Origin of the sequence: Polymorphospora sp. NPDC051019 (genome assembly GCF_040683055.1) — a bacterium.
Lineage (GTDB): Bacteria > Actinomycetota > Actinomycetes > Mycobacteriales > Micromonosporaceae > Polymorphospora > Polymorphospora lycopeni.
This window is the reverse complement of sequence record NZ_JBFBCH010000008.1, coordinates 229,711-251,994: the sequence shown is the minus strand read 5'-3', so window position 1 is coordinate 251,994 and position 22,284 is coordinate 229,711. Positions and strand designations below refer to the sequence as shown.

Below are 22,284 nucleotides of genomic sequence, written 5' to 3'. Positions count from 1 at the left end.
GTCGAAGGCCCGCGGGGAGTCTTCGGGAAGATCGAGAGCGGCACAAGTCCCGTTTTCTCAAAATACGGGACGCCAGTTATGCGCTCCGGGGTCGCCTCATGCCATTTCCGTGACCAGTCGCCGAATCACACTTCGGAGATCATCTGGTGCACCGGCTTCCACAACGGACACGTTGTCGAGGGATGCACCGCCCCCGATCCCCACGAATCGCACATTCGGGAACCTCGGGGCAATAGACTGCAAAGCAGCAACGGGCGCGTCACCGACCGTTATCACCGTGTCGCACCGACTCTGCGCCAAACTCGCCAGGAAAGTTCCCGCGTTCTCCGCCGTCTGTGGACCGTCCACCTCGAGGAACTGGACCTTGACAAGAGTCTCCACGGATGCGTCCTGCATCCCCGACCAGATCGGCGCCGCCTCCGGGCTCTGCACCCCGGACGCACCGGTCAGCAGGCAGGCGGTGACGTCGCGGTACTCCCGCGCCCGTGGCTCCGATTCGGGTTCCGGCCACAACACCCAGGTCAGCAGGGCACCCACGGCCACGACCAGCGCGACCGACAACGCGACCACCACCCGGCGTGGCGGCCGGCGCCAAGGCCCGGCCGGCGACGTACGACTCTTCGTCTTCGCGGCGATCCGCGCACCGCGACCCACTCCACCACCCAGCACGGCCAGCACCCTACCGGCCGGCGGACCGATCCAGCCGCCGTCGACCGCCCCGGTCGGCGCACCCGGGCGCGCGGCGGTGGGCCGTCGGGGACCCGGCGGAGAATTTTCCGGCGAGGATGTCGAGGACGGCTGGCCGGCTCCGTTCACCAGGTGACAGCGCGCCGGCCGCGGCGCTCACGACCAAGGAGCGAACCATGAAGTACCTGCTGATGATCTACGGCAACCAGGAGAAGTGGGACTCGATCCCGGCCGAGTCGTGGCCGGAGGAGATCGCCAAGCAGGACGCGTTCAACAAGAAGTACCAGCAGACCGGTGAGCTGATCGGCGCGTACGGGCTGGCCGACGCCGCGGCGGCGAAGCTGGTCCGGCGTGCCGACGGCGCGCCCGCGGTCACCGACGGCCCCTACCTGGAGACCAAGGAGTACATGGCGAGCTTCTACCTGCTGGACTGCGAGAGCGAGCAGCGGGCGTACGAGATCGCGGCGGACATGCCGTGGGCCCACCTCGAGCCGGTCGAGGTGTGGCCGGTCCTGCACGAGGCACCCGCCGACCTGTGACCGCCGATCGGGGGGTCGAGGGCCTGCTGCGCGACCTGGCGCCGCAGGTCCTCGGCGCGCTGGTCCGCCGCTACGGGCAGTTCGACCGGTGCGAGGACGCGACCCAGGAGGCCCTGATCCGCGCCGCGCTGCGGTGGCCGGCCGAGGGCGTACCGGAGAATCCGCGCGGGTGGCTGGTCACGGTCGCCGCGCACCGGCTGCTCGACGAGGTACGCGCCGACCGGTCCCGGCGGGGCCGGGAGGACGCGGTCGTGGCGGCGACGCCGCAGTCGGAGTTGCTGGGCCGGCCGGCGGACGCGGATCGGGACGCCGACCGGGACGACTCGCTGAAGCTGCTGTTCCTGTGCTGCCATCCGGCGCTGTCGCCGCCCAGTCAGATCGCGCTGACGCTGCGCGCGGTCGGTGGCCTGACGACCGCGCAGATCGCGGCCGCGTTCCTGGTGCCGGAGCCGACGATGGCGCAGCGGATCAGCCGGGCGAAGCAGACCATCCGGGCCAACGGCGGCACGTTCGCGATGCCGTCCGGGGCGGACCGCGCGGCTCGGCTGGCCGCCGTCCTGCACGTGCTGTACCTGCTGTTCAACGAGGGCTACACCGCGACGAGCGGGCCGGATCTGACCACACCCCGGCTGTCCGACGAGGCGATCCGGCTCACGAGCTGGCTACGGCGGTTGCTGCCGTACGACGCCGAGGTGGCCGGGCTGCTGGCGCTGATGCTGCTCACCGAGGCCCGCCGTCCGGCCCGTACGGCACCGGACGGCGCCCTGGTGCCGCTGGCCGAGCAGGACCGCGCCTCCTGGGACCGCGAGCTGATCGACCGTGGGGTGGCGCTGGTGAGCGGGGCGCTGGCGCGCGGCCCGGTCGGGCCGTACCAGGTGCAGGCGGCCGTCGCCGCGCTCCACGACGAGGCCGAGACCCTCGACGCGACCGACTGGCCGCAGATCCTCGCCCTGTACGACCTGCTGGAGCGGCTCGCGCCGGGGCCGATGGTCACCCTCAACCGGGCGGTGGCCGTCGCCATGGTGCACGGAGCCGCCGCCGGTCTGGCCCTGCTCGCGGAGCTGGCCACGGACACCCGGCTGGCCCGGCACCACCGCCTCCTCGCGACCCGCGCCCACCTGCGGGAGCTGGCCGGTGACCGGACCGCCGCGGCCGCCGACTACCGGGCGGCCGCCCGGCTCGCCACCAGCCTGCCCGAACGTCGTCATCTGACCACCCGGGCCGCCCGGCTCGAACCATGAGAGAACTCTCATGAAGCCTTCATCCGGCGGTCATCCCGATCCACCAGCCTGTTGCCGGTGAGTGCGCAGAAGGTGGCCACCGGGGTGGGGCTGGCCGCACTGGCCGCCCTGTTCGTCGGCGTCGGGCTGCCGGCCCTGCTGCCTCCCGCGGCTGTTCCGGAGATCCGCATCGTGGTACCGGTAACGGAGAACGCCGAGATGGGGACGGCGGACGAGGCGGAGCCGGACCCCACCGGGCAGGTGCCGCCGGCCACCGGAGGGGACGACGATGACGACGACGGGGGCGGATCCCGGCCCGGCGGTGGATCGGGCGACGACGGTGAGGATGACGACGACTCCGACGATGACGACGACGACGGAGACGACGACTGAGCTGGCCGGGCCGCCCGCCGGACGATCCTGGCGGCCCACCGTCGGCCTGCGTACGCGGCTGCTGGGCTGGGCCCTGGTCCTGCTCACGGTGGCCAGCCTCAGCTCCGTGGTGGTGATCCGGCAGGTACTGCTCAACCAGCTCGAGAACCGGATTGGTGCCTACCTGGGCCAGGAGGTGAGCGAGTTCCGTCGGCTCGCCGCCGGCCTCAACCCGGCGACCGGACAGCCGTTCGGGGCCGACCTGCGCGCCATCGCCGACACCTACCTGCTGCGCAACGAGCCGCAGGAGGGCGAGGTCATGCTGATCTTCGTGGAGGGGACGTTCTACCGGTCCTCGGCCGACGCCCCGTACGACCTCACCCGCGACACGGCGTTGACGGCCCGCTGGGTCGCGCTCACCACCAGCGCCTACGGCGAGGTCGAAGGCGGGCCGGCGGCCCGGGCCCGGTGGCTGGCCGTACCGGTCCAGATCGACGACGACGTACGCGGGCACTTCGTCGTCGCGCAGTTCAGCGGTGGGCCACGGGCCGAGATCGACCGGGCGGTACGGACGATGGCCCTGGCCTGTGCCCTGGTGATCGTGGTGGTGGCGGCCGGCGGCTACCTGGCGATGGGGCGGGCGCTGCGCCCGTTGCGGTCGATGACCGAGACCGCCCGCGACATCGAGGAGACCGACCTGTCCCAGCGGATCGCCGTCACCGGCTCCGACGAGGTGGCGGATCTCGGCCGGACGTTCAACGGCATGCTCGGCCGCCTTCAGGGGGCGTTCGCCGCGCAGCGGGCGTTCATCAGCGACGCCGGGCACGAGTTGCGTACCCCGATCACCATCGTCCGTGGGCATCTGGAGCTCATGGGCGACGATCCGGTCGAGCGGCGGGAGACGGTCGCGCTGGTGACCGACGAACTGGACCGGATGAACCGGATGGTCGACGACCTGCTGATGCTGGCCCGTGCCGAGCAGCCGGACTTCCTGCGCCCCGAGGAGGTGCCCATCGCCCCGATGATGGCCGAGGTCTACACCAAGGCGGCCGCGCTCGGCGAGCGGGACTGGCGGCTCGGCCCGGTCGCCGAGGTGACCCTGCGGGCGGACCGGCAGCGGCTCACCCAGGCGCTCATGCAGTTGGCGCAGAACGCGGTGCAGTTCACCGGCCCCGGTGACCGGGTCGAACTGTCCGCCCGGGCCGAGCACGGCCGGCTCCTGCTGGCGGTCCGGGACACCGGCATCGGCATCGCACCGGAGGACCGGGAGCGGATCTTCCAACGGTTCGCCCGGGCCGAGCCGGGCCGGCAACGCGCGGAGGGCGCCGGTCTGGGCCTGGCGATCGTGTCGGCGATCGCGGCGGCGCACGGCGGTACGGTCGCCGTCGACAGCATTCCGGGCGCCGGCTCCACGTTCACCCTCGTCCTGCCCGGGGTCGGGGCATGAACCGGATACTCGTCGCCGAGGACGAGCCCCGGATCGCCTCGTTCCTGGAGAAGGGGTTGCGCGCCGCCGGCTACGTCACCACCGTGGTCACGAACGGCACGGACGCCGCCGCGTACGTACGCGACGGCGCGTTCGACCTGATGATCCTCGACCTCGGTCTGCCCGGGCAGGACGGTCTGGCCGCGTTGGCCCAGCTCCGCACTCGCGGGGAACGGATCCCGGTGATCGTGCTGACCGCCCGGCACGCGGTCTCCGACCGGGTCACCGGGCTGGACCTGGGCGCGGACGACTACATGACCAAGCCGTTCAGCTTCGAGGAGTTGCTGGCCCGGGTCCGGGCCCGGTTGCGTGACCAGGGCCGGCCGGCCGCCACCGAACTGGTCGCCGGGCGGGTACGGATCGACCTGATCCGTCGTACGGTGACCGTCGGGGACCGGGCCGTGGAACTGACCGCCCGGGAGTTCCTGCTCGCCGAGACCCTGATGCGCCACCCCGGTCAGGTGCTCAGCCGGGAGCAGCTCCTCGACCGGGTCTGGGGGCTCGGCCACGACCCGGGGTCCAATGTGGTCGACGTCTACGTCGGCTATCTCCGGCGCAAACTCGGCGGCGATGTGATCCAGACCGTCCGGGGAATGGGGTACCGGCTCGTCCTCTGAGCCGTCCCGCCCGGATGAGACGACTCTCATGGCGGCCTCACCGGTCGCTCAGCCGTGATCGGGACCCTGAGGGTCATGATCAGACCCGACCTGCTGACCGGCCCCGACGCGGGCGAGTTCCTCCGGGCCGCCCTGGCCGGGGCCGGCGCCGAACTCCTGTCCTGGCGCACGCGTCAGGTCGAGCACCAGCCCGGCCGGGGTGCCACCGCCGCGTACCAGGTCCGGGTGCGGTGGCCGGACGGGCGTACGACCGAGGAGCGGTTCGCGGCCTGCACCCGTACCCCGCCCGAGGGCACCCTGCTGCTCGACGACGGTGACACCCGGCTGGCGGTGTGGCGGTTCCCCCACGACCCGTACCTTCCGGGCCTGAGCGCCGCGTACGACCCGGAGGCCGTCGCGGGGGCGCTGGCCGACCTGGATCTGGGCGGCGGCCCGGTGCGGCTGACGGTGCGCGCCTACCGGCCACGGCGACGGGCCGTCCTGGAGGCGGTCAACGACCGGGGCCGGGTCTTCGTCAAGGTGGTCCGGCCGGCCCGGGTCGCCGCCCTGCACGAGCGGCACCGCCTGCTCGCCGCCGCCGGGGTGCCGGCGCCGCAGAGTCTCGGTTTCACCCCCGACGGGCTGCTGGTCCTCGCCGCGCTGCCGGGGCGGACTTTGCGGGAGGTGCTGCGTGGCCGCAACGCTCCGCTGCCGGACGGGGAGCAGGTGCTGGACCTGCTGGACCGGTTGCCGGCCGAGCTGACCCGGCAGCCGCGCCGGACGTCGTGGGGCGAGCGGGCGCGGCACTACGCCACCGTCGTCGGCTCGGCGCTGCCGGCGGAGACGGAGCGTTGTACGGCACTGGCGGAGGCGATCGGGAACGAGGGCGGCACCGGGCCGACGGTGCCGGTCCACGGCGACTTCTACGAGAGCCAGCTGCACGTCCTGCACGGCCGGATCAGTGGACTGCTGGATGTGGACACGGCGGGGCCGGGCGACCGCCTCGACGACCTCGCCTGCCTGCTGGGGCACCTGTCGGTGCTGGCCCAGATCGACCAGGCGCGGTCCGGTGCGATCAACCGCCTGGGCGCCCGCTACCTGACCAGCTTCGCCCGCCGGGTGGACCCCGCCGACCTGCGCTACCGGGTCGCCGCGGTGGTGCTCTCGCTGGCCACCGGGCCGTACCGGGTGCAGGAGCCGGGTTGGCCGGCGACCACCCGGCGCCGGTTGGACCTCGCGGAACGCTGGCTGGCCAGTGCCCGTGCGGTCGGGACCGGTGCCGGTCCGGGGCGGATGAGGGATCTCTCACCGGCGGGTCAGAAACCCCTCATCCGGGTCCCGAACCCTGGTACGTGAGCAGCGCTGTTCAAGAACGAACGATCCTCCCGACAGAAGGAGTTGCCCGATGCGGATCAAGAGATCCTGGAAGATCGTCGCGGGGGCCGGTGCCGCGGCCGCCGTACTCGGCCTGGGTGCCACCGCCGCCATCGCCAGCGACGGCATCGACCTGAAGGACCGCACCACCCCGACGGAGAACGTGCGGATCAGCGACCCGGGAAGCGTGCCGGTGGCCGACGACTCACCGGAGTCGGCGGACAGCTCGGCCGAGTCCCCCTTCGACTCCGCCGACTCCCCGAACGACAGCCCGGACGACCCGGGCTGGACCGAACCGGCGTCGGCGGACTCCCCGTTCACCCCCACCTCGCCGGCCGACTCCCCCGCGTCGGCGGCGTCGGCGGCGTCGGCGGCGTCCGTCGCCTCGGCCGCGTCCGCCGCGTCACCGGTCTCGGCCGCTTCGGCGGACTCCCCGGCGTCGGCCGCCTCCCCGGCGTCGGCCGACTCGGGAGATTCGGGAGACTCGGCCGACTCGCCGTGATTCCGGTACCGCTGACGAGCCGGCGGCTGGTCACCGCCTGACGGCGTGCCCGGGGACCGGTCGGGCCCCGGGCACGCCCCACCACCGTCAAGTCATGATCGTCTGCGGTTGAGGCATTCCGGGTACGGCGTGTCAGGTGCCTGGGCCGCAGACGATCGAGACGCGGCCGGGCGGGATACCGCTGTCGAGGTTCACAGCGAATTCGGCGTAGGAACAGCGAATTCGCTGTGGGCCGAAACAGCAACCTCGCCCCGGGACCACGCTGCTGCCCCCGCGGACCGCACGGATTCGACCACGGCAACAGCCAGCTACCGAGCCCCACGGATGAAGCCGGCCTTGCCGGCTCGGTAGCGCGGCCGGTCCCGGTCGTTCTCGGCGGCGAGCCGCCGCTTGAGGGCGGCGTACGCGTCGCGCGCCCCGGCGTCGGCGCGCAGGTGGTCGCGGAAGGCGAGCCATTCACGCCATCCGTCGGAGCGCCGCTCGACCACGTGGAGGTGGTGCGTGCGGCGGGCGATGTCGGGGTGGCACAGCGACCATTTACGGTTCTCGGCGTCGCCGGGTTCGGGGGCGTGGACCCAACCGATACCGGCCAGCGCGGGCAGGACGGGCGCGAGGTCGGCGTGGTCGTCGGTGACGGCCAGCATGTCGATGATCGGCTTGGCGGCGAGGCCGGGTACGGCCGTACTGCCGATGTGGGCGATCGGGTCGGTCAGCAGGTCGCCGAGTACGGCTTCGAGCCGTAGCCGCTGCTCCTCGAAGGACGCGGCCCAGGTGGGGTCGTGGTCGACGATCGTGATCCGGTCCAGTCGCTCGGGCATGGCGACATCCTGCCGCAGTCGTTCCGCGGGGCGGCACGACGCGGGCCGGTGCCACGACGGCCGCGCCAGCATCGAGTCGTATCCGCGAGTCGGGTTCGGTGCCCGAGAGGAGACGACGATGGTGCAGACGACTGCCTGGGTGCCCGGTACGACCGGCCCCGTGATCGGCGTACCGGCCTGGGGCGGTGCCCGTTGGGGCGGCAACGGCGGGGTGGACAACGGGCGTGGCCCGTACGGTCACACCGCGCCGCCGCCCGGTGTGACGTCCGGGGCGGCGCTCGGTGCGGCGTACTGCGGGGTCCTGCCCGTCCTCGCGGCCCAGGGCCGGGGCTACGGCTACCTGACGAAGATCACGAAGGCCGGCACGCTGGTCGACGCGACCGGCGCGAACTCGGGGACGGTGACCGTGAACGCGGCGACCGGCACGGTGGGCGTGACCGTCACCCGGGCCGGCGCGGTCCTGCAATACCTGGACATCGTCGGGCAGTTGTCCATCCGGGCCCGCGACGTCACGGTCCGGTACTGCCGGATCGACGGCCGCCCAATCACCGGCACCGGCAAATACCTGGTGTCCACACAGGACGCGAATCCGGGGCTGGTCATGTCGTACTGCGAACTGCTCTGCGGCCAGGCGATGTCGGCGGCGTTCCCGCCGTACGGCGGTTACACCGCCCGCTACAACGCGGTGCACGAGGTCAGCAACGACGCGTTCAAGGTGGGCCGCGACGCCCTGGTCGAATACAACTGGGTGTACGGGCTGCGCAAGGCGCCCGGCGCGCACGCGGATCCGGTGCAGTGGACGTCGGGCGACAACATCGGGGTGCTGTTCAACCGGCTGGACTGCTTCACCGGCGCCGCCGACGCGCCGTCGCCGGAGGTGATCGACTTCGCCAACGGCACGTTGCAGGTGGGGACGATGAGCGGCAACGGGTCGTGGTTCCTGATGACCGACAACTACTGCAACGGCGCCAACTACGTCATCCGGGTCGGCAACCAGAGCCCGCAGAACGGCTACACCACGCAGCACGCCTTCTGGTTGCGGAACCGCTTCGGCCGGCAGTTCATCGCCGGGCCGGTCTACGACTCGATCCAGGCCAGTGCCGACCAGGTCTTCGACGACACGAACGTGTGGCATCAGAGCGGGCGGACCTACCGGCGCACCGGGAACCCGCCGGTCTGGTACTACAGCCATGTCGTCACGGCCGGCCAGCCGGTCAGCGACTGGACGCCGGTCAGCATGGGTCGCTACCCGTGACGGCGGTCCGGCCCGGGGACGGCGGCCCGCGGCCGGCCGTCAGCGCATGTGCAGCCAGCCGCCGTCGACCGGGAACGACTGGCCGCTGATGAAGTGGGCGCCGTCGCCGGCGAGGAACACCATCAGAGGTACGAGGTCCATGGCCGGGTTGCCGAGCTTGCCGCCGATCGGGATCTGGGCCGACATCATCGCATCGTGCCGGGCGAGTTCCTCGGCGTTGAGGCGGCCGCGGTAGTCGTCGTACATGCCGGTCCACATGGCCGGCGCGACCGCGTTGACGGTGATGTTGTACGGCGCCCACTCCTGGGCGACGGCCCGGGTCCAGACGTGTACGGCGGCCTTGCTGGCCGAGTAGGCCGCCTGCTCGGGTACGCCGACGATGCCGGACCGGGAGCCGAAGTTGATGATGGCTCCGCCGGCGTCCTTCAGGTGGGCGAAGGCGGCGGCGTTGGTGTTGCGGGTGCCCTTGGCGTTGATGTCGAAGACTGCGTCCCAGTCGGTGTCGGGGATCTCGGCCGACGGCCCGCCGCGCTCGACGCCGGCCACGTTGACCAGCACGTCGAGGCCGCCGAGCAGGCTGACGACCTCGTCGAAGACGGTCGTGACCTCGGCCCGGTCGGACACGTCGCAGTGGCGCCGGACGATGTGGTCGGGAGTGGTCCCGGCGGTGCCGAACTGCCGGTCGAGGGCCGCGACCCGGGCGCCCTCGGCGACGTATCCGGCCACCACGGCGGCGCCGATGCCCTGGGCGCCGCCGGTCACGATGATGCGTCTGCCGTCCAACTGCCCCGCCATGGCCGCTGCCCCCACAGGTCTGCCCGGACTACCTCCGCCCGTAATGTCGTACCACGCCCGTGACCGTGGGTGACTTCAGATTCACCAGGTGCAGTGTCAGGGGTGGCGCTGGTGGGGAAGCTGGCCGATCGCCGGCTGCCGGTAGAGCGCCTGGGCGCGCCGGGCGAGATCGGTGGTCGCCGACGAGTTGGCCCAGGTGCCGAGGATGATCGCCGCGCCGGGGATCATCTTGGCGAAGAGCTTCTTCGCGGCCTTGACCCCGGCCATCTGGGCGAGCTTCATGCCGAGCTTGAGCGCCACCTGCCCGACCGGGGTCTTGGTTCCGCTCCGGAAGAGCGCGCCGGCCTTCTCCCGGCCGGCGGCCACCCCGAGCGCCATCCGGGCGGTCTCGGCGACCTTGTGGACCTTCTGCAGGACGAGCAGGTCGGTGGCCCGGTCGGGATGGGCCGGGTCGACGCCGTACGCGGCGGCGATGTGCAGCACCATCCGGGCCTGGGTCCAGGCCAGCACCCCGACGTCGACGACGGCACCGGGCAGACCGGTGGCGCCGGAGACGGCACCGGAGAGCCGGGCCAGGTTGATGAACTTCTTCGCCGCCTTCTGCGCGACCACGTCGGGGTGCAGGCCGGGCTGCTGGAGGTGCACCCGCTCGACCCAGCGGCGGGCCTCCGGACCGAGCCGGCGGACGGCTTCGAGGGCCAGGTGCTCGGGGGCGTACTGCGGGTCGGCCCGCATCTTCTCCCACAGGCTGGCCGGCGGGGCGGCGGTCCCGTCGTCGGCGGCGGGGTCGTCGGGGGCGCCGGCGGGCGGGGCCGCGACCGGGACCGTGGCGTATCCGGCGGCCCGTGGCGCCGGAGCGGGTCCGCCGGCCGCCGGGTAGGCGGGGGGCGTGGCGGGCGGCGGCCCCCACAACGGCATGGCCGGCCCGGCGTCCGGGGCCGGCGGCGGCGACCCCGGGACCTCGGCGGCCGGCACCGGCTGGGCGGCGGGCGCCGGGGCGGCCGGCACCGGTGCTGCCCCGCTGGCCGGTCCCCCGGTGGCCGGCGGTGCCGGCTCCGCCGGGGCGGGTGCCGGCGGCTCGGGCCAGAGCGGCTGGTCGGGCGGCAGGGAGCCGGCGGGGCGGGGATCGGTCACGGGAGCACTCCGGGGGGACGGACGGGCCTGACGCGGCACCACCGTCAGCGGCGCCGCGTCAATCGTGACAGAAGCGAGCGAAGCCGATGCTGGTTGGCCGGGTTGGCGAGCTGGCGTCGCCCCTGGGCGACCGCCCGCTGCCCCTGCGGACTGCTGATGAACGATCTGATGCGTCGGGTCAGTGACATGTCGGCCTCCTGCCGGTCGGGTAGGAGGCTTCTACCCGTACCGCCGGCCGGCCACACGTCGGCCCGGTCACCGGACGCCGGTCCCGGTGACCCGGCGTCCGGTGGACCGTCCTTCTAGGACCGGTCGATGATGGCGTCGACGACGGCGGTGGCGTTGCCCTCGTGCTTGGCGTAGTGCTCCGGGAACGCCGACACCTGCACGGTCTGGGCGGCGACGGTGAGCCGCATCTGCTCCCAGCCCGGCACCCGGGCGAGTGCCTTGTAGAACTGGGTCGCCGAGTAGGTCGGGTCCATCAGCTTGGCGACCGGACCCCAGCCGGTGCTGGTGCGCTGCTGGAAGAGGCCGACGGAGTCGTGGTCCCAGCCGGTGCCCTGGTGGGTGTAGTTCTTCGACTCGGGCAGCACCTCGCTGGCGCGGTTGAGCAGGTTGCTCTCCTGCATCGCGGTCGCGACGGCGATGATGTGGGCGCGGCGCGGCATGTCCAGGTCGTGGCCGGCCCGGACGATGGCGAGGGCGTTGTCCATCTGGACCTGGGACAGGCCGGCGACGGGGGCGACCCGTTCCGGGATGGCGGGTGCCTCGGCCTCGACCGTCTCGGCCGGCGTGTCCTGCCCGTCGGAGGTGTCGGAGGTGCCGGCGGCCCGGCCGGACGCGCGGTCGTCGCCCGACTCCGCCTGTCGGGTGGTGTCGGCGGCGTCGGCGCCCGGCTGGCGTTCGAGCGAGCGCGAGGCGGGCTGGCCGGCCCGGGAGCGGACCTCGTCGGCGCGGGTCTGGGCGGCGGCGACGTCGGAGGGGAGCCGGCGCTCGACGGTCGCGGCGCGGGTCTCGGCGAAGGCGACGAGGCCGAGGCAGCAGATGACGCCGATGGCCAGGGCGAGCCGGGTCGGGCTCTGCCGGCCGGCCAGTTCACGGACCCGGGGGTTGTCGAGGACGGCTTCGACCCGGGGGTGGTTGCGCAGGGCGCGCACGCGCGGGTCGGTCCGTACGGCGGTGAGCATGGCTCCGGTGTGGACACGGAAGCGCTCGACGGTCCGGTCGGACCGGGCGACCAGCTCGTGGAGGGTGTCGCTGGACCGGTCGAGCAGTTCCCCGAGGGCCTGCCGGGTGCGCCGGGTCGGGGTGGGTGCGCCGGTAACCGGATCGACCGAGGGGACCTCGGCCGAATGGTCAGTGGTGCCTGCGGCGCCGGACTCGGTTTCAAGTGTGTGGTCGTCACGCATCCGACGAGGCTAGGCACAACGATCAGCAACTACGCAGAGTGATCTTGTGGCGCTCATCACAATTTTGATCGATGAATCGGTCAGCCGCCAACACGCGCGAACGCCAGGTCAAAAAGCCCGCAAGACCGGCATCCCGGGAAAGCTGCACTTTGCACAGCCAGGCAGGCATTTACCTTCGAACCATCCAGCACGGAGAGCGACGAGCACCCCCCTCCCCCATTCGGTCGACCACCGGTGGCACGACCCGCGCCGCCCGGGTCCACCGCGCGGGGCAGTCCGGCCCGATCACGCCGGAACCGTTGCTACGCAACGCGTTCGACAGGTGAGCAATGTGTAGTCGGATTCGCCCCCGTCCGACCCGCCGCCGTCCCGACGGGGTCCGCCGGAACCCGGATGAGGGAGGGGACGCGGCACGGTCCGATGGAATGCACGAGGATGGGGTCAGCGTTTCCACCGGCGGGGTTGCCGCCCCGCGACACGCCCTCAAGAGGAGGTTCTGACCGGTGCTCGATCCACACGAGTTGTACGAGCTCACCGAAGACCTGCCCGAACTGGGCGAACCGGTTCTGGTGCAGGCGCTCACCGGGTTCGTCGACGCCGGCAACGCGACCCGGATCGCCCGAGAGCACCTGCTCGGCACCCTCCAGGGTCGGGTGCTGGCCACCTTCGACATCGACCAACTGCTCGACTACCGCTCCCGGCGACCCACGATGATCTTCGTCGAGGACCACTGGGAGAGCTACGACGAACCGCGCCTGCGGCTGCACCTGCTCGACGACGACGCCGGCACCCCCTTCCTGCTGCTGACCGGCCCGGAGCCGGACCTGCAGTGGGAACGGTTCAGCGCCGCCGTCATCGCGCTGGTCGAGCGGCTCGGCGTACGGCTCACCGTCGGGCTGACCGCGATCCCGATGGCGGTGCCGCACACCCGGCCCACCGGGGTGACCGCGCACGCCAGCCGCCGGGAACTGATCGCCGGCCACGAGCCGTGGCTGCAACGCGTCCAGGTGCCGGGCAGTGCCGGCCACCTGGTCGAGTTCCGGCTGGCCGAGCAGGGCCGCGACGCGATGGGCTTCGCCGTGCACGTACCGCACTACGTGGCCCAGGCCGAATACCCGGCGGCGGCCGAGGTGCTGCTGACGTCGGTGTCGCGGGCCACCGGCCTGCTGCTGCCGACCGAGGGGCTGCGTACGGCGGCCGAGGTGGTGCGGGGCGACATCGACCGGCAGATCACCCAGACCGACGAGGCCGGGGCGCTCGTGCACGCCCTGGAGGAGCAGTACGACGCGTTCACCCGGGGCCGGCAGGGCACCAACCTGCTCGCCGACCAGACCGGCCCGCTGCCCACCGCCGACGAGCTGGGCGCCGAGCTGGAGCGTTTCCTGGCCGAACAGACCCGCCCGGGCGACTCGCCGAACGGCTGACCGGCACCGCCCGGTGCCGGCCGATCGGGCAGGCTGGGGACATGCGTCTGGCGACCTGGAACGTCAACTCCGTCAAGGCCCGGCTCCCCCGCCTGCTCGACTGGCTGGCCACCACCCGCCCCGACGTGCTCTGTCTCCAGGAGACCAAGTGCGCGGCGACCGCGTTCCCCACCGCCGAGGTCGGCGAGCTGGGCTACACGGTGGCCGCGCACGGCGACGGCCGCTGGAACGGGGTGGCCGTGCTGTCCCGGGTCGGGCTCGACGACGTCACCCGCGGGTTCCGCGACGAACCCGGCTTCCCCGACCCGGAGGCCCGTGCGGTCGCCGCGACCTGCGCCGGGGTCCGGGTCTGGTCGGTGTACGTCCCCAACGGCCGCACCCCCGACTCCCCGCACTTCCTCTACAAGCTGACCTGGCTGGCCGCCCTGCGCGACGCGCTCGCCGACGATCTGGCCCGCGGCCCGCTGGCGGTCTGCGGTGACTTCAACGTCGCGCCCACCGACGCCGACGTCTGGGATCCCGCGCTGTTCGTCGGCTCGACCCACGTCACCCCGCCGGAACGGGAGGCGCTGGCCGAACTGCGCCGGCTCGGCCTGACCGACGTGGTGCCGACCCCGATGAAGGGCCCGCACCCGTACACGTACTGGGACTACCGGGCCGGGATGTTCCACCAGAACAAGGGCATGCGCATCGACCTGGTCTACGCCTCCGGCGACCTGGCCGCCCTGGTCGGCGGCGCGTACGTCGACCGGGAGGCCCGCAAGGGCAAGGGCCCGTCCGACCACGCCCCGATCGTGGTCGACCTGACCGAGGGTGGCACGCCGCCCACGGCACCCGCCGCCGGGCCGTGAGGCCACCCGTAGGGTGGAGCCATGGCTGTCGTGAAGATCAACGCGATCGAGGTGCCCGAGGGTGCCGGCCCCGAACTCGAGCGCCGCTTCGCCGCCCGGGCCGGTGCGGTCGAGAACTCCCCCGGCTTCCTCGGCTTCGAACTGCTGCGCCCGGTCGCCGGCGAGTCCCGCTACTTCGTCTACACGAGGTGGGAGTCCGAGGAGGCATACCAGGCGTGGGCCGGCGGGTCGGCGCGGGAGGCGCACGCCGGCGAACGCGCCAAGCCGGTCGCCACCGGCGCCAACCTGCTCGAGTTCGAGGTCGTCCAGCAGGTCCCTGCGGCCTCCTGACCCGGGCCCGCCGCACCGGCCGGGCACACCCGGCCGGCCCCGGCGCCGGGCCGGGCGCGCGACCGGGTCACGGGTCGCGGGTGTCGACCAGCGACGCGAAGACGACCACGTTGTCGACGTAGCCGATGCCGCCGCCCCGGAACTCGCCGCCGCAGGTGATCAGCCGCAGGCCGGGGCGGGCGTAGTCGCCGTACACCCGCTCGGCGGGCAGCTTCTTCTTGTCGAAGCTCTCCACCGAGTTGACCTCGAAGATGCCGACGCTCCGGTCCCGCCGGGTCACCTCGATCTTCGCGCCGGGGCGGATCCGGGGCAGCTCGTGGAAGATCGACGGGCCGTCCCGGGTGTCGGCGTGCCCGACGATGATCGCCGGCCCGAACTCGCCCGGGGTCGGGCCGCGGTCGTACCAGCCGGCCTGCCGGTGCCGGTGCAGCGGCGGTACGGCGATCGAGCCGTCGTCGGCGAGGCCGAGGCCGTGCACGTCGGCGCGGATCTTCAGGGACGGGATCGCCAGCCGGATCGGGCGGCTGGGTTCCATCACCGGAAACTCGCGCGGCGGCGGCTTGTCCGGCCCGGCGAACAGGTTGTGCAGCAGTCCGGTCTCGGACAGGCCGGCGGCGGTGACGACCAGCCCGACGATCACGACCACCGCGGCCAGACGCGGCCGGCGCAGCTTGAACACGGTGGTCAGGCCCGTTGCCGGCGGGAGGTGAAGACACCGAGCGCCACCCCGGCCGCGACGGTGGCCAGTCCGGCGCCGAGCAGCAGGCTGCCGGGGTTGTCGCCGGCCGTGCCGCCGAAGCCGGTGGCCGGGCCCTCGCTCGGCCGGCCCGGCTGGACCACGTTGAGCACGGCGGTGGCGACCCGCCCGTCCGGACAGGTCAACTTCACCCGGTACGGCCGCGCCGACCGGTCCTCGGGCACCGTCGCGGCGGCGGTCAGCAGGTCGAGCTGCGGCTCGACGGTGACCTTGTCGGCGAACGCGTCCGACTCGACGGTCGCCGGCTCGGTGTTCTCCCGGCAGCTCGCCCGGATGCCGACGAGGTAGCCGGCCTCGACCGTGCTCGGGTTGAGCTCGACGTAGACGTCGGCCGCCCACGCCGGGGCCGGGGGTGTGAGCAGGAGCACCGGTGGCAGTAGCAGCGCGGCGGCGGCCACGCCGGACAGGACGGCGCGCCGGCCCCGGCCGGGACGCGACAGGGGGCTGGGCATGCCGGTGCCCACGCTCCGCTCGGTCATCTGGGGACCCCTCCGTCGGGCAGCGCCGGGCGGGGGTGTCCGGTGTCTGCCGTACCGGGTGATTTTCGCATCCCCCGGCCGCCGGACGCACCCTTCGGATGCGTACGCTCATCTGTCTGTGACCTTCCTCGACGTGAGCCCACCGGCAACCGCACCGGACCGGCCACCGGCCGACGCCGGGCCGGCCCGGCAGCACCGCGTGGGCGGCGGCGGGACGTCGGTCCGGTCGTTCCACACCCGGCAGGGCCGGATGACGACCCGGCTCGACGACGCGCTCGACCACGGGTGGCCGCTCCACGGGCTGGTCGTCGGCGCCGGGCGGCTCGACCGGGAGGCGCTGTTCGGCCGCCACGCCCCGCTGGTGCTGGAGATCGGTTCCGGGATGGGCGACGCGACGGCGGCGATGGCGGCGGCCGACCCGCGGCGCGACTACCTGGCCGTCGAGGTGCACGTGCCGGGCATCGCCAACCTGCTCGCGCTGGTGCGCGAGCGCGGGCTGACCAACGTACGGATCGCCCGCGGCGACGCCCTCGACCTGGCCCGCGACATGCTGGAGCCGGACTCGCTGGACGCGGTGCACGTCTACTTCCCCGACCCGTGGCCGAAGCTGAAGCACCACAAGCGGCGGCTGATCCAGCCGGCGCCGGTCGCGCTGCTGCGCAGCCGGCTGCGGCCGGGCGGGGTGCTGCACTGCGCGACCGACTGGGCGCCGTACGCCGACGCGATGCTGGCGACACTGGACGCCGACCCGGGGCTGGTCAACACCGCCGAGGGGTTCGCGCCGCGGCCCGCGCACCGGCCGCTGACCAAGTTCGAGCACCGGGGCGTACGCGCCGGCCGGCAGATCTTCGACCTGGTGTTCCGCCGCGTCGCGGAGCCTGCCGTGACCGGCCCGGACCGCCCGGCTGGCGAGGGGTTGCGCATTTCGGGCACCATGGACCGGCCATGACGCTGACCACCCGGATCCCCGCCGCCCCCGACCCCGACACGCTCTTCGACGCTTTCGCCGGCTGGGCCGACAGCCGCGGCTTCGCCCTCTACCCGCACCAGGAAGAGGCGCTGATCGAGATCGTGTCCGGGGCCAACGTCGTCCTCAACACCCCGACCGGCTCGGGCAAGAGCCTGGTGGCGGCCGGGGCCCACTTCGCCGCGCTGGCCGACGACCGGGTGTCGTTCTACACGGCGCCGATCAAGGCGCTGGTGTCGGAGAAGTTCTTCGACCTGTGCGAGGTCTTCGGCGCCGAGAACGTCGGGATGCTGACCGGCGACGCCAGCGTCAACGAGGACGCCCCGATCATCTGCTGCACCGCCGAGATCCTGGCCAACATCGCGCTGCGCGACGGCGAACGCGCGGACGTCGGCCTGGTCGTCATGGACGAGTTCCACTTCTACGCCGAGCCGGACCGGGGCTGGGCCTGGCAGGTGCCGCTGATCGAACTGCCGCAGGCGCAGTTCGTGCTCATGTCGGCGACGCTGGGCGACGTCACCCGGTTCGAGGACGACCTGACCCGGCGCACCGGGCGGGCGACCGCCGTCGTGAAGTCGGCCGAGCGGCCGGTCCCGCTGATGTTCTCGTACGCGATGACGCCGCTGCACGAGACCCTGGAAGAGTTGCTGAGCACCAAGCAGTCCCCGGTCTACGTGGTGCACTTCACCCAGGCGGCGGCGCTGGAGCGGGCGCAGGCGCTGATGAGCGTCAACGTCGCCACGCGGGCCGAGAAGGACATGATCGCCGAGGCGATCGGCAACTTCCGGTTCACCGCCGGCTTCGGGCGTACGCTGTCCCGGCTGGTCCGGCACGGCATCGGCGTGCACCACGCCGGCATGCTGCCGAAATACCGGCGGCTGGTGGAGACCCTGGCCCAGGCCGGCCTGCTCAAGGTCATCTGTGGCACCGACACCCTCGGCGTCGGCATCAACGTGCCGATCCGCACCGTGCTGTTCACCGGACTGTCCAAGTACGACGGTGTCCGGACCCGGCTGCTCAAGGCCCGCGAGTTCCACCAGATCGCCGGCCGCGCCGGCCGGGCCGGCTTCGACACCATCGGCACCGTGGTGGTGCAGGCGCCCGAACACGTCATCGAGAACGAGAAGGCGCTGGCCAAGGCCGGCGACGACCCGAAGAAGCGGCGCAAGGTGGTGCGCCGCAAGCCGCCGGAGGGGGCGATCGGCTGGGCGCAGCCCACCTTCGAACGCCTGGTGGCCGCCGAACCCGAGCCGCTGACGTCGAGCTTCCAGGTCAGCCACTCGATGCTGCTCAACGTCATCGCCCGGCCCGGCGACGCGTTCGTCGCGATGCGGCACCTGCTGACCGAGAACCACGAGGACCGGCCCGCCCAGCGCCGGCACATCCGGCGGGCGATCGCCATCTACCGGGCACTGCTCGCCGGTGGCGTCGTCGAACGTCTCGACACCCCCGACGAGGAGGGCCGCTCCGTACGGCTCACCGTCGACCTCCAGTTCGACTTCGCGCTCAACCAGCCGCTGTCGCCGTTCGCGCTGGCCGCGATCGAACTGCTCGACGCCGAGTCGCCGTCGTACGCCCTCGACGTGCTGTCGGTCATCGAGTCCATCCTCGACAACCCCCGGCAGGTGCTGTCGGCGCAGCAGTTCAAGGCACGCGGCGAGGCCGTGGCGGCGATGAAGTCCGAGGGGATCGAGTACGAGGCCCGGATGGAGCTGCTGGAGGAGGTCACCCACCCCAAGCCGCTCGCCGAACTGCTCGACGCGGCGTACGAGATGTACCGGCGCGGCCACCCGTGGGTCGCCGACTACGAGGTCTCCCCCAAGTCCGTCGTCCGCGACATGTACGAGCGGGCGATGACCTTCGTCGAGTACGTCGGCTTCTACAGCCTGTCCCGCTCCGAGGGACTGGTGCTGCGTTACCTCGCCGACGCGTACAAGACGCTGCGGCAGACGGTGCCCGAGGACGCCAAGACCGAGGAACTGGTCGACCTCATCGAGTGGCTCGGCGAACTGGTCCGCCAGGTCGACTCCAGCCTCATCGACGAATGGGAGCGGCTGCGCAACCCCGCCGAAGAGGTGGAGAAGGTCCTCGACGAGCGGCCGCCGGCCGTCACCCGCAACCTGCGTGCCTTCCGGGTCCTGGTCCGCAACGCCCTGTTCCGCCGGGTCGAACTGGCGGCGCTGCGCCGGTGGGACGACCTCGGCGAACTGGACGCGGCCGACGGCTGGAACGCCGACGCCTGGGCGGACGCCGTCGAGCCGTACTTCGACGAGCACGAGTCGCTGGGCACCGGCCCGGACGCGCGCGGCCCCGCGCTGCTGCTGATCGAGCAGGGGCGCGAGCGGTGGACCGTACGGCAGATCTTCGACGACCCCGAGGGTGACCACGACTGGGGCATCAGCGCCGAGGTCGACCTGGCGGCGTCGGACGAGGCCGGCGCCGCCGTCATCCGGATCACCGAGGTCGGCCCCCTCCAGACGGTCTGACCCCTCCCGCTCCCGGGCTCCGCGCCCCGCGCCCGCCTTGTCGCCGATCAAGGACTTGTTGTCGGCGACAAGGGACATACCACCCACGACATCTCCTTGATCGCCGCGTCGCGGCGGCCCGGCCACTGCGGTCCGGGTCAGCGCTCCTCGCCGCCGAGGACATAGTGGCGCAGCTTCACCGGCGTTCCGTCGGGGGTGGTCCAGTCGGCGTCTTCGGTGTGGGAGTGCCGCCAGCCGTCGGCTTCGTAGAAGGCGACGGCGGCGGAGCGGCGGTCGTCCGTGACGTTCAGCGTCAGCTGGTGGCGGTGCTCCGCCGCCCACGAGCGCGCCCGGTGCAGCAGCGCGGTGGCGACGCCGCGGCGGCGGGCGGCCGGGGTGACGTAGAGCCGGGACAACTCCGCGCCGGGACTCGGCATCTGGTTCCCGGTGGCGTCAGGGGCGCGTTGGACTGCGACGTGGCCGGCGATGGTGCCGCGCGGGCATTCGGCGATCCATGCCCGCAGCAATCGTGCCGGGGTGAGCCATCGGTGTGGATCCGTGGGCCAGTTCAACGGGTAGGCGTCGGCGTCATGGACGGCACGGAGCGCTTCGACGCAGGCGTCGAGGTCGGTGGCCTCCCGACGCCGGATCACGACTTCGTACATCAGGCCATCCTCGTGTGGCGAGCCGACCACGTTGCCATGGGCGGTGGCGGTCTCCTCCCGCCCGGGTCGCGGTGATCGTCTGCGGCTCAGCCCCTCCGGGCACGGCGTGTCGGGTGCCCGAACCGCAGACGATCGAGGCCGACACCGTACCCGTCCGAACCGGGTCACCGGGCCGTGAAGAGGGGGTCGATCGGGGGCGAGAAACCCTGGGCGAAGCGGCGCCAGTCGATTAGAATGTATGTACTAATCCGCCCGCTGACCTGGGAGGACTTCAGTGAGCCCGACCGCCACCGACACCCCTACGCCCTACGCGACACTGCTCGGTTTCACCCGCTACGTCGATCGCACCGGCCCCGCCAAGGCGACCTTCGTCGGTGGGCTGCGCCGGCAGCGGGCCAGCCGGTCCGGGTTCAACCCGCACGGTCAACTCGTCAAGGCGCTGAAGACCGACATCGCGTTCCACACCGGGGGCACCCACCTGTCCGCGGTCGTCGATCTCGTCAAGCCGCGCTGGCGCCCGCTCTACGAGGCGCTGGTGCCCGGCGCGCTGGCCTGGTTGCGGTCGCTGGACGAGCCGGACACCGTCCAACTCGCCCAGACCCACGACGCCCTCGGCATGCTCGGCGGCCTCCCCGTGAAGATCAACCCCCATCTCGGGCTGCGCTACGCCGACGGCCGCGCCGAGGCGGTCCGGCTGCACCTCGACGAGCAGCCGCCCAGCAACGAGGCGGTCATCGCCACCCTGCACCTGATGGCCCGGCACATGGGCCAGGTCCTCCCGCACGCCGAGCCGGTCCTGGTCGACGTGCGGCGGGGGGTCGCACACCGCCGCGACACGAGCGTCAAGACCGATCAGGTCGAGCGCTGGCTCGCCGGTGAGGCCGCCGCCTTCGCGGCCATCTGGACCACCGCCGCCTGAGCGCCGTCCCCACGATCTTGCGATTGTCGCCCGCCGCCTGGGCGGCACCGCAGGATCGCGGGGACGCGGTACGGAATGCGCCGGGTCAGGCGGCGCGGTAGCCCAGTTGGTCGGAGATGCGGGCGGTCGCCGCCAGCAGCGCCTCGGTCGCGTCGACCGTGTCGGGCCGGAAGCGGTCCTCCGGGCCGGAGACGCCGATGACCGCGGCCACCCGGCAGTCGTGCCCGAACACCGGCGCCGCGATCGAGGCGGCGCCGGTCCGGCACTCGCCGTACGAGGTCGAATAGCCCAGCGAACGGATGCTCGCGATCTCGGCCCGCAACCGCACCGGGTCGGTGATGGTGCGGTCGGTGACCCTGGCCAGCCGGCGCCGGCACAGATAGGCGCTGATCTGCACGTCGTCGAGGAAGGCCAGGAACGCCTTCGACGGGCCGCCGGCGTGCAGCGGATACGGCACGCCGACGTCGAGTTCGAGCCGCACCTCCTGGTCGGGGACCGCCTGGTCGACGTGGAGGCGGGTGTCGCCACGCCGCAGCGACAGCGTGGCGGTCTCGCCGGTGAGGTCCGACAGCCCGCGCAGTTCCGGCCCGGCAGCCGTACGCAGATCGGTGCGGGCCAGGTAGGCACGGCCGAGCGCCACCGCGGCGTGCCCGAGGGCGTAGCGGTGGGTGGTGGGGTCGAGGACGATGAGGTCCCGGCTGCGCAACGCGGTCAGGATGCGGTGCACGGCGGCCTTGGTCAGCCCGAGCGCCGTGGCGATCTCGGTGACGCCCAGGTCGGCCTGGCCGCTGCGGCCGAAAAGCAGGAGCACGTCCATCGCCCGCTCGACGGCGGCGATGGAACGCGACTGGCCGACGGCTCCACGGTCCGGCGCGGAGCCCCACTCGGCCGCGCTGCCAATGGTTGCGCCGGTCGGCACGTTGCGCGCTCCTCACTGGACGGACGACCCCGCGCCCGGCGCGGACCCGAGGACCCTCGGTGCGAAGGTGTCACACGCGATCAACCGCCGCCTCGGCCCCACGTCGACCCTATTCGAACAATTGTTCGACCGCCAGCTCCGTCCCGTCGGACGGACGTGGCAGGCTGGTCCCGTGACCGAGCGCAGCGAGGGAACCAGCAGGCTCAGCCCCAAGTCACGTGACCGCCGAGCGGAGCGAGGTGTCACGTGACCGAGCGCAGCGAGGGAACCGACAGGCTCAGCCCCAGGTCACGTGACCGCCGAGCGGAGCGAGGTGTCACG

At 72.7% G+C, this 22,284-nt stretch carries 22 protein-coding genes and 1 pseudogene; 14 read left to right on the top strand and 9 right to left on the bottom strand.

Annotation, left to right across the window (positions count from 1 at the left end):
• Positions 1–96: 96 nt before the first annotated feature.
• Entirely contained in the window at positions 97–561 is a 465-nt protein-coding gene (locus AB0M79_RS17435; RefSeq protein ID WP_364214203.1) for a hypothetical protein, read from the bottom strand.
• 302 nt (positions 562–863) lie between these two features.
• Between AB0M79_RS17435 and AB0M79_RS17430 the strand changes: the two genes are divergently transcribed.
• The 7 genes from AB0M79_RS17430 to AB0M79_RS17400 all read left to right on the top strand — a co-directional run bounded on the left by AB0M79_RS17430 (position 864) and on the right by AB0M79_RS17400 (position 6,776).
• Positions 864–1,226 (top strand): YciI family protein, encoded by a 363-nt coding sequence (locus AB0M79_RS17430; protein ID WP_364214200.1) that lies wholly within the window; start codon positions 864–866, stop codon positions 1,224–1,226.
• Entirely contained in the window at positions 1,223–2,467 is a 1,245-nt protein-coding gene (locus AB0M79_RS17425) for a DUF6596 domain-containing protein (RefSeq protein WP_364214197.1), read from the top strand. Before AB0M79_RS17430 ends, AB0M79_RS17425 begins: the two co-directional genes overlap by 4 nt.
• Before the next feature lie 57 nt (positions 2,468–2,524).
• Entirely contained in the window at positions 2,525–2,839 is a 315-nt protein-coding gene (locus AB0M79_RS17420) for a hypothetical protein (protein ID WP_364214194.1), read from the top strand.
• Entirely contained in the window at positions 2,811–4,265 is a 1,455-nt protein-coding gene (locus AB0M79_RS17415; RefSeq protein WP_364214191.1) for a HAMP domain-containing sensor histidine kinase, read from the top strand. The genes AB0M79_RS17420 and AB0M79_RS17415 overlap by 29 nt, the downstream gene beginning before the upstream one ends.
• Complete coding sequence (locus AB0M79_RS17410; protein ID WP_357537934.1) at positions 4,262–4,921, top strand: response regulator transcription factor; 660 nt, start codon at positions 4,262–4,264, stop codon at positions 4,919–4,921. The genes AB0M79_RS17415 and AB0M79_RS17410 overlap by 4 nt, the downstream gene beginning before the upstream one ends.
• Before the next feature lie 75 nt (positions 4,922–4,996).
• Complete coding sequence (locus tag AB0M79_RS17405; RefSeq protein WP_364214188.1) at positions 4,997–6,256, top strand: phosphotransferase; 1,260 nt, start codon at positions 4,997–4,999, stop codon at positions 6,254–6,256.
• 49 nt (positions 6,257–6,305) lie between these two features.
• Positions 6,306–6,776: a hypothetical protein gene (locus AB0M79_RS17400; RefSeq protein ID WP_364214185.1), complete on the top strand. Its 471-nt coding sequence runs from the start codon at positions 6,306–6,308 to the stop codon at positions 6,774–6,776.
• Positions 6,777–7,084: 308 nt separating this feature from the next.
• On the opposite strand, the gene AB0M79_RS17395 is transcribed toward AB0M79_RS17400, so the two are convergent.
• Positions 7,085–7,594, bottom strand: coding sequence for a GrpB family protein (locus tag AB0M79_RS17395; protein WP_364214182.1), 510 nt, complete (start codon positions 7,592–7,594; stop codon positions 7,085–7,087).
• Between the two features lie 118 nt (positions 7,595–7,712).
• Here AB0M79_RS17395 and AB0M79_RS17390 point away from each other — a divergent pair, with 118 nt between their 5' ends.
• The gene (locus AB0M79_RS17390; protein WP_364214179.1) at positions 7,713–8,849 is read left to right on the top strand and encodes a hypothetical protein; all 1,137 of its coding nucleotides are present in this window, start codon (positions 7,713–7,715) and stop codon (positions 8,847–8,849) included.
• Between the two features lie 39 nt (positions 8,850–8,888).
• Here AB0M79_RS17390 and AB0M79_RS17385 read toward each other — a convergent pair whose 3' ends face one another.
• The 3 genes from AB0M79_RS17385 to AB0M79_RS17375 all read right to left on the bottom strand — a co-directional run bounded on the left by AB0M79_RS17385 (position 8,889) and on the right by AB0M79_RS17375 (position 12,187).
• Positions 8,889–9,644 carry an SDR family NAD(P)-dependent oxidoreductase gene (locus AB0M79_RS17385; RefSeq protein WP_364214176.1) on the bottom strand — a complete coding sequence of 252 codons (756 nt, stop codon included), beginning with the start codon at positions 9,642–9,644 and terminating at the stop codon, positions 8,889–8,891.
• A gap of 96 nt (positions 9,645–9,740) precedes the next feature.
• Positions 9,741–10,562, bottom strand: a complete 822-nt coding sequence (locus AB0M79_RS17380) for an EcsC family protein (RefSeq protein WP_364214286.1) — start codon at positions 10,560–10,562, stop codon at positions 9,741–9,743.
• A gap of 518 nt (positions 10,563–11,080) precedes the next feature.
• The gene (locus AB0M79_RS17375; RefSeq protein ID WP_364214173.1) at positions 11,081–12,187 is read right to left on the bottom strand and encodes a hypothetical protein; all 1,107 of its coding nucleotides are present in this window, start codon (positions 12,185–12,187) and stop codon (positions 11,081–11,083) included.
• Between the two features lie 503 nt (positions 12,188–12,690).
• Here AB0M79_RS17375 and AB0M79_RS17370 point away from each other — a divergent pair.
• Genes AB0M79_RS17370 through AB0M79_RS17360 form a run of 3 tightly spaced genes read left to right on the top strand, consistent with a single transcriptional unit; the run spans position 12,691 to position 14,792 of the window.
• Positions 12,691–13,611, top strand: a complete 921-nt coding sequence (locus tag AB0M79_RS17370; protein WP_364214171.1) for a PAC2 family protein — start codon at positions 12,691–12,693, stop codon at positions 13,609–13,611.
• 41 nt (positions 13,612–13,652) lie between these two features.
• Positions 13,653–14,462, top strand: a complete 810-nt coding sequence (locus AB0M79_RS17365; RefSeq protein ID WP_364214168.1) for an exodeoxyribonuclease III — start codon at positions 13,653–13,655, stop codon at positions 14,460–14,462.
• Between the two features lie 21 nt (positions 14,463–14,483).
• Positions 14,484–14,792 carry an antibiotic biosynthesis monooxygenase gene (locus AB0M79_RS17360; RefSeq protein WP_357537948.1) on the top strand — a complete coding sequence of 103 codons (309 nt, stop codon included), beginning with the start codon at positions 14,484–14,486 and terminating at the stop codon, positions 14,790–14,792.
• 67 nt (positions 14,793–14,859) lie between these two features.
• Here AB0M79_RS17360 and AB0M79_RS17355 read toward each other — a convergent pair whose 3' ends face one another.
• Positions 14,860–15,471, bottom strand: coding sequence for a class F sortase (locus AB0M79_RS17355; protein ID WP_364214165.1), 612 nt, complete (start codon positions 15,469–15,471; stop codon positions 14,860–14,862).
• Between the two features lie 5 nt (positions 15,472–15,476).
• On the bottom strand, positions 15,477–16,028 hold the full coding sequence (locus tag AB0M79_RS17350) for a hypothetical protein (RefSeq protein ID WP_357537950.1): 552 nt from the start codon (positions 16,026–16,028) through the stop codon (positions 15,477–15,479).
• A gap of 250 nt (positions 16,029–16,278) precedes the next feature.
• On the opposite strand from AB0M79_RS17350, the pseudogene trmB reads away from it, so the two are divergent.
• Positions 16,279–16,896: pseudogene (gene trmB / locus AB0M79_RS17345) on the top strand (tRNA (guanosine(46)-N7)-methyltransferase TrmB); the annotation flags it as partial.
• Between the two features lie 77 nt (positions 16,897–16,973).
• Positions 16,974–19,481, top strand: a complete 2,508-nt coding sequence (locus AB0M79_RS17340) for a DUF3516 domain-containing protein (RefSeq protein WP_364214162.1) — start codon at positions 16,974–16,976, stop codon at positions 19,479–19,481.
• A 137-nt stretch (positions 19,482–19,618) separates the two neighbouring features.
• Here the strand turns inward: AB0M79_RS17340 and AB0M79_RS17335 are convergent, their stop codons facing one another.
• The gene (locus AB0M79_RS17335) at positions 19,619–20,125 is read right to left on the bottom strand and encodes a GNAT family N-acetyltransferase (RefSeq protein WP_364214159.1); all 507 of its coding nucleotides are present in this window, start codon (positions 20,123–20,125) and stop codon (positions 19,619–19,621) included.
• Positions 20,126–20,399: 274 nt separating this feature from the next.
• On the opposite strand from AB0M79_RS17335, the gene AB0M79_RS17330 reads away from it, so the two are divergent.
• Positions 20,400–21,044 carry a hypothetical protein gene (locus AB0M79_RS17330; protein ID WP_364214156.1) on the top strand — a complete coding sequence of 215 codons (645 nt, stop codon included), beginning with the start codon at positions 20,400–20,402 and terminating at the stop codon, positions 21,042–21,044.
• A gap of 85 nt (positions 21,045–21,129) precedes the next feature.
• On the opposite strand, the gene AB0M79_RS17325 is transcribed toward AB0M79_RS17330, so the two are convergent.
• On the bottom strand, positions 21,130–21,963 hold the full coding sequence (locus AB0M79_RS17325) for an IclR family transcriptional regulator (protein ID WP_364214153.1): 834 nt from the start codon (positions 21,961–21,963) through the stop codon (positions 21,130–21,132).
• Positions 21,964–22,284: the final 321 nt, after the last annotated feature.